At 69.9% G+C, this 6000-nt stretch carries 7 protein-coding genes; 3 read left to right on the top strand and 4 right to left on the bottom strand.

Translation table 11 applies throughout. The features are described from left to right. The 3 genes from ACFP2T_RS31165 to ACFP2T_RS31155 form a co-directional block, all read right to left on the bottom strand. The coding region (locus tag ACFP2T_RS31165) for an RNA polymerase sigma factor (RefSeq protein ID WP_377428015.1) at positions 1-1052 on the bottom strand (1052 nt) is incomplete at its 3' end. Positions 1053-1620: 568 nt separating this feature from the next. Then, the gene (locus tag ACFP2T_RS31160) at positions 1621-2307 is read right to left on the bottom strand and encodes an alpha/beta fold hydrolase (RefSeq protein WP_377428013.1); all 687 of its coding nucleotides are present in this window, start codon (positions 2305-2307) and stop codon (positions 1621-1623) included. Positions 2308-2309: 2 nt separating this feature from the next. Further along, entirely contained in the window at positions 2310-3110 is an 801-nt protein-coding gene (locus ACFP2T_RS31155; protein ID WP_377428012.1) for a DinB family protein, read from the bottom strand. Positions 3111-3180: 70 nt separating this feature from the next. Between ACFP2T_RS31155 and ACFP2T_RS31150 the strand changes: the two genes are divergently transcribed. The 3 genes from ACFP2T_RS31150 (at position 3181) to ACFP2T_RS31140 (ending at position 5418) form a co-directional block, all read left to right on the top strand. Next, positions 3181-4143 carry a helix-turn-helix transcriptional regulator gene (locus ACFP2T_RS31150; protein WP_377428010.1) on the top strand — a complete coding sequence of 321 codons (963 nt, stop codon included), beginning with the start codon at positions 3181-3183 and terminating at the stop codon, positions 4141-4143. Positions 4144-4348: 205 nt separating this feature from the next. Further along, positions 4349-4690, top strand: a complete 342-nt coding sequence (locus ACFP2T_RS31145) for a VOC family protein (RefSeq protein WP_377428008.1) — start codon at positions 4349-4351, stop codon at positions 4688-4690. Next, positions 4687-5418, top strand: coding sequence for an alpha/beta hydrolase (locus ACFP2T_RS31140; RefSeq protein WP_377428006.1), 732 nt, complete (start codon positions 4687-4689; stop codon positions 5416-5418). The genes ACFP2T_RS31145 and ACFP2T_RS31140 overlap by 4 nt, the downstream gene beginning before the upstream one ends. Before the next feature lie 80 nt (positions 5419-5498). On the opposite strand, the gene ACFP2T_RS31135 is transcribed toward ACFP2T_RS31140, so the two are convergent. Then, the gene (locus ACFP2T_RS31135; RefSeq protein ID WP_377428004.1) at positions 5499-5990 is read right to left on the bottom strand and encodes an NUDIX hydrolase; all 492 of its coding nucleotides are present in this window, start codon (positions 5988-5990) and stop codon (positions 5499-5501) included. Positions 5991-6000 lie beyond the last annotated feature (10 nt).

Here is a 6000-nt window from a genome sequence, read left to right as displayed (position 1 = left end):
GTCGCCGGCGGTGCCGACGTCGGCGCCCCGATGAACGCGGGTGCCGGTGGCTCTGGCGTAGGCCAGGACGCCGTGGTGACCGCAGCACCGGCGACGAACGTACCGGCGACGACCGCCGCCGCGACGGGGTGCGCCCCGATCGCCTGGCCGAGCTGGCCGAGGAGTCCGGCCTTGACACCCACGCCGACGGCGCCGACGCCGCTCGTGCTCGACAGGGCCGCCGAGGCGGCGCCGATGGCCGTTCCCGTGAAGGCGCTCTTGCCGATGATCACGGTCGCCAGTGCCAGGGGAACGGGTATCAGAGCGAAACCGACGAGCAGCCGCTCCGGCGAGACCAGGCCTTCGCCGGCGCGGAGGCAGACCGGACAGGACCGGGTGTGCCGCGTGATGCGTTTGCGCCACAGTGGACCCGGCAGGCCGTCCCAGTCCGCCAGTACGGCGGCCAACTGGTCGCACCCGGGCCTGGCGTCCAGCGCGGCCACGAGCGACCGACTCAGCTCCAGTTGGTTGCGCATCCGCTGGACGCGCACAGCCGCGTGCGCCACGGTTACGCCCAGCGCCGCCGCCAGCTCGGTCCTGCTCAACTGGCCGGCGGTCTCCAGCCACCACAGCGACAGCAGCGCCCGGTCGTCCGGGTCGAGCCAGCGACTGCTCCGTACCACCTGCCGGCGTTGGTTGGACAGCTCAAGGCGCAGCGACGTCAGGTCTTCGAAGTCGGCGTCGGCGTCCGGTGTCTCGGTCACCTCGTCGAGGGCTACGGCGCGTTCGGCGGCAACCTGCCGCCGCTGGAGGTGCGTGCTGACCTGCCGCATCGCGATCGCCACCAGCCAGGGCCGGAAGCTCTCCGGCGTCCGCAGCGTCCGCAGTTCCCGCAGCGCACGGAGCATGGTCTCCTGCACGACGTCGTCGACGTCCGGATGGCCACTCAACGCCCTGCGCACGATTGTGTACACGAGCGGCAGGTGCGCCGTGATGAGTTCGTCAAGGGCCTGCGGGTCGCCGGCCCGTGCGGCGACGACCAGGCTCGTCTCGGTTGTACGGGTAGCTCGCATTCCCACATCGCCCGTCACAGCTGCCGGCCACGGAGCGACCCGGCCGACCGCGGCACGACCAGTCGAACTGTCGCACGCAGACCTCCGGTTCCCCCTCCGGAGTTGGGGGCCGCCCATGGTGTGGTGGTTGACTGTGGTTGACGCCGACGGCTTAGTCAAGGAGCGGCTGCTGATTTTTCCGGCGGCCGGCGCGAGAGCCCAAGACTTCGCCAGGCGGGCGTGAGGCCGCAGGCCGCCATTGCACTCCTTTCGGATGTCGCAATGGCGCCTCGTCACTCCGGGACATATCGCTGCCACGAGGGATGTTACTGACGACGCGGTCGACGCCCTGATTCGTTCGAGTCTCCTCGCCTGCTCGATTCGCGGCAGCGAACTCCGGGCTGCGGACGGTCGGTCACGGCGAGTGTTAGCGCTCACAATTGGCATTTGGTGGAGGCCCTCGCTTCACAGCCCCCACCCATCCAACGGTCTTGATCCACTCTCGCGACACGCCTGACGCAATACGGGGGCGGCGGTCCGCCGGCTGTTGGTGGACCACGGCCCCCGCGCCCCATGCCTGGACGCTGCGTCAGCCCTCGGTGGCCGCCGCCGCGAGGAGCCGGGCGAGTTCGACGGGCTCGCTGACCATCGGCCAGTGGCCGGAGTCGATGTCGACGTAGTCAAGGTGCTTGGCCTTGGCGAGTTCGGGAAGCTCGCCGGTGGCGATCCACTCCTTGGCCTGGGCAGGCGTGAATTCGGGGCACACGAGTGCGACCGGTACGTCGAACCGTCGTTCGTCAGTCAGCCGCACCACGCCCTTGGCCACCGCTTCGGGGACGGGGATCGCCGCGGCCGCGATGTTGCGCCTGGCCTCCTCGTCGAGGTCGGCAGAGTCGGGTCCCTCGAACGGGCCCCAGCCGGGGAAGGGCATCGCGCCGTCCTCCAGTGGGAACAAGTCGGCGTAAGGCTGACCGTCGGCGCTGGGAAAGCCGCCGATGAGGGCGACCTTGGCCACCTTCTCCGGCCGCGCGTCAGCGGCCAGCCATGCCAGGGTGGAGGCGGCGGAATGCCCCACCACCATGGGCTTTTCGGAGGCCGAGTCTACGGCCGCGAGCACCGCCGCCACCTGGTCGTCGAGCGTGGCGGACGCGGATCCGTCACCCTGACCCGGAAGGGTGATCGGTACGGGTCGGTGGCCGAGTGCCTCGAGCGCGGGTACGACGTCGTCCCACACGGATCCGTCGAGCCACAGGCCACCGATGAGCAGGATTTCCATGATCACTTTTCTTTCTCTAGTGATGTCAGGTCGCGTTCGGCATAGAGCCGGTGTTCCCATTCCTCGTTGAGCACGATGCGGAGACATTCCTTGAAAGGGAAGTTCTCCGTCCGGGGCCAGCCGGGCTCGGTGCGGGTCACCTCGGAGCCGAGTTGCTCGTCGGTGAGTGACTCCATGACGCGCCGGACCATCGCCTGGCGTTCGCGTCGGATCGTGAGCACCTCGTCGAGCGAGGGTCGTGCCTCCCGGTCCCACGGGATGCCGTCCCACCCCGGCGCCTCGTCCCACGGCAGGTCCAACTGGTGCCACGGCGAGGCGTTGCCGAGGATCATCCGACCCACCCAGGCGGCGCTGGCGAAGTTGAGGTGCCGCAGGGTCTGGATGAAGGACCACTCGTCGTCGACGCTGCGGTGCAGTTCTGCCTGGGGAAACGTCCTCGCACGCGCGACGGTGCCCGCCCACAGCCGCTCCAGGATCGCCCACGCCTCACGGAACCCGTCGGAGTCGTCGGGGGCCATCTTCGCCCGCTCGGGCATGCGACGGTTCAGTTCGGCCTCGACGAGCGGTGCGATGTCGACCCCGTTCACGACGACGTTCCGTAGCTCGCCGCTGATCTCGACGTCGACCAGTTCGACGCCGCGCATGCGGCTCCCGTTCAACAGGGCGCCGCGGATCCGGGCCCCGGTGAGGTCGACCTCGCGCATGCGGGCGTCGTTGAGGCGTACCTGGGTGAAGGTGGCGCCCCGGAGGTTCACGCGCCCGAAGCAGGCTCCGGCGAGGTCCTGCTCATGGAACTCGGTCATGGGCATCACGCTAGAACCAATTCCGGACGATCTACTTCCGGCTCTTCTCGTGGCCACCTAATCTGCTCATGTGCCGACCGATCTCAGCCCCACCGCACGAGCGCTGCGTGCCATCGAAATCCTCCAGGCTCGACCCGGCACGACGGCTGACGAACTCGGCGAGAGACTGGGTGTCACGGAGCGGGCCGCGCGGCGATATATCGGGATCCTCCGGGAGGCCGGCATTCCCGTCGAGTCAGCTCGGGGTCCCCACGGCGGGTACCGGCTTCGGCGCGGAACGCGGCTGCCTCCCGTCGTCTTCACGGAGGCCGAGGCACTGGGCCTGGTCATGGCGGTGCTCGACGGCCAGCCCGCCGCCGCCGACGTCGACGACCTCGTCGGTTCCGCCCTGGCCAAGGTCATCCAGGCCCTGCCCGAGAGCGTCGGCCGGCAGGCGGGCGCCCTGCGGGAGCACGCCTCGGCCGCGCCCGACCGGCACTCGGCCCGTCCAGATCCCGCCATCACCAGCGCACTCGTCGCCGCTGTCGCTGCCAGACGTCGCGTGCTGGTCACGTATCGGAGCGAGTCCGGCAAGGAGTGGGAAACCGAGGTGGATCCCTGGGCGGTCGTCGTCCGCCACGGGCGCTGGTACCTGTTGTGTCACTCCCATCGCGCGGACGCGGTCCGGACCTACCGGGTCGACCGGATCCGCGCGGTCCAGCAGACCGCGTACGAGTTCGAGCCGCCCGACGGACTCGACCCGGTGGCGGCGCTGGAGGAGAACCTGGGCACCGGGTGGGAGTTTCCCACCCGCGTGGTGTTCGACGCTCCACTGGCCGAGGTGGCCCCGTGGATCCGGCCCCCCATGGGACGGCTCGAACCATCGGGAGACGGATGCGTGCTCGTCGGCAGCACGAGCAATCCGACGATGTATGCGCAGGAGTGGCTGGCGAATGTGCCGTTCGCCTTCCGCGTCGACGGTGGGCAGGAACTCCGTTCTGCGGTCGCGACGCTCGCGACGCGGTTCGCCGCCGCCCTGGCGGACCGATCCTGACAGCGAGATCGACGGACCCGCTCGATTCATGGCACCGGAGAAGAAGCCCGACCGCGACCGTCCGGACAGCGCGGCGGGGCGTTCCCGGCTGCCTGTTCCGCCAATTGCCGAGTGACCGGGAATCCACACCAGACAACAGCCGAACAGCTCGCGGCCGTCGAACACCAGCCGAAGCCCGCGCACCGTGCTCGATTAGCATGGCTTCATGGCCCTTGACCTGTACGCGGGGATTCCGGTCGACGACTACCCGGCGGCGCTGGCCTGGTACGAACGACTCCTCGGCTCCCCACCGACGTTCGTCGCGAGCGACGCGGAGGCCGTGTGGGAGCTTGCCGAGCATCGGTCGGTGTTCATCGAGCACCGGCCCGAGCATGCCGGTCATGCCATGCACACCATCTTCGTTGACGATCTCGACGCACTCGTTGCCCGGGCAGCCGACCGGGGAGTCGAGCCCTCGAAGCGGGAGACCTACTCGAACGGCGTACGCAAGGCCACCTACCACGACCCCGACGGGAACGAGATCGATTTCGGCGGCGCCCCACTGTGACCATCACGGGTACGGATGACGTGGCGTCGACCCCGCCCTGCTACGTACTGATCCCTGGCGCCGCGGCCGATCCCTGGTGTTGGCACCTGCTGACCGCCGAGCTGCGCGCCCGGGGACACGACGTCGTGCCGGTCGACCTGCCCTGCGACGACGAGTCCGCCGGCCTGTCGGAGTACGCCGACGCCGCGCTCGCGGCCATCGGCGACCGGACCAACCTGGCGGTGGTGGCGCACTCCTTCGGTGGGTTCAGCGCGCCGATCGTCTGCGACCGGGTGCCGGTGGAGATGCTGGTACTGCTGGCCGGGCAGATTCCGACCCCCGGTGAGACGCCGGAGCAGTGGTGGACCAGCAGCGGGTACCTGGAGGCCAGGCGGGAGCAGGACGCGCGCGACGGCCGGGCCGAGGACGACCTCGTCACGCTGTTCACCAACGATCTGCCGCCGGACCTCGCGGTCGAGGCGTTCCGCCACGACAAGCGACAGGCCGGCAGGCCCTTCGGTGACCCGTGGCCGCTCGCGGCCTGGCCCGAGGTGTACACGAGGGTGCTGCTGCACCGGGACGACAAGTTCCTCCCGGTCGGCTTCGCGCGTCGGCTCGCCCGCGAGCGGCTGGGCATCGAACCGGACGAGATGCCTGGCGACCACATGGGCATGCTCGGCCATCCGACCGAGCTGGCCGATCGGCTCGAGGCGTACTGGGCCGGGCGGCCGCAGGCCCACCCGCGATAGGACACCCGCCCACGAACCGCCGACGACAGGACGAGCGGTCCTGACCTGGGGTGACTCCTGCGGGAGAGGGTGCGTCCGGATCAGGAGGGAACGGCGGAGGCGTCGGCGGCGAACCACGTACCGGTGTCCGCCGGGGCGAGCGCCTGCGCGATGGTGATCCGGGCATGCTCGTCCAGGGGCGGCAACTCGTCCGGCGGGAACCACTCGACGGCCACCGACTCGTCGTCGTTGACCCGGGCCACGCCGTCGACGTACCGGCAGCGGAAGCCGATGTTCAGGAACTGGCACTGGTCGCCGTTGGGGTAGGTGTGCGGATGGGCCAGCACGCTCGACACCCGAACGGGTGCCACCCGTACGCCCGCCTCCTCGTAGACCTCCCGGACCAGGGTCTGCGCGGGTTGCTCGTCGGGCTCCACGAAACCGCTGATGACCGACCAGCGCCCGTCGTCGGCGCGCTGGCCGAGCAGCAGTTCTCCGGCGTCGTTCACCACCACCGCGCTGACGCTGGGCAGCCAGAGCAGCTCGTGTCCGACCGCCTTGCGCAGCCGTGTGACGTACTCGGGGACGGTCATGCGAGGACGA

Origin of the sequence: Plantactinospora solaniradicis (genome assembly GCF_042658085.1) — a bacterium.
Lineage (GTDB): Bacteria > Actinomycetota > Actinomycetes > Mycobacteriales > Micromonosporaceae > Plantactinospora > Plantactinospora solaniradicis.
Note: the sequence above shows the minus strand (reverse complement) of the source record. Positions and strands in the feature narration are given on the sequence as shown.

Bases quoted from the DNA above. Each gene is read 5' to 3' on its own strand.
- ACFP2T_RS31160 (WP_377428013.1), bottom strand. From the start codon at position 2,307: ATGGAAATCCTGCTCATCGGTGGCCTGTGGCTCGACGGATCCGTGTGG.
- ACFP2T_RS31155 (WP_377428012.1), bottom strand. From the start codon at position 3,110: ATGACCGAGTTCCATGAGCAGGACCTCGCCGGAGCCTGCTTCGGGCGC.
- ACFP2T_RS31145 (WP_377428008.1), top strand. From the start codon at position 4,349: ATGGCCCTTGACCTGTACGCGGGGATTCCGGTCGACGACTACCCGGCG.
- ACFP2T_RS31135 (WP_377428004.1), bottom strand. From the start codon at position 5,990: ATGACCGTCCCCGAGTACGTCACACGGCTGCGCAAGGCGGTCGGACAC.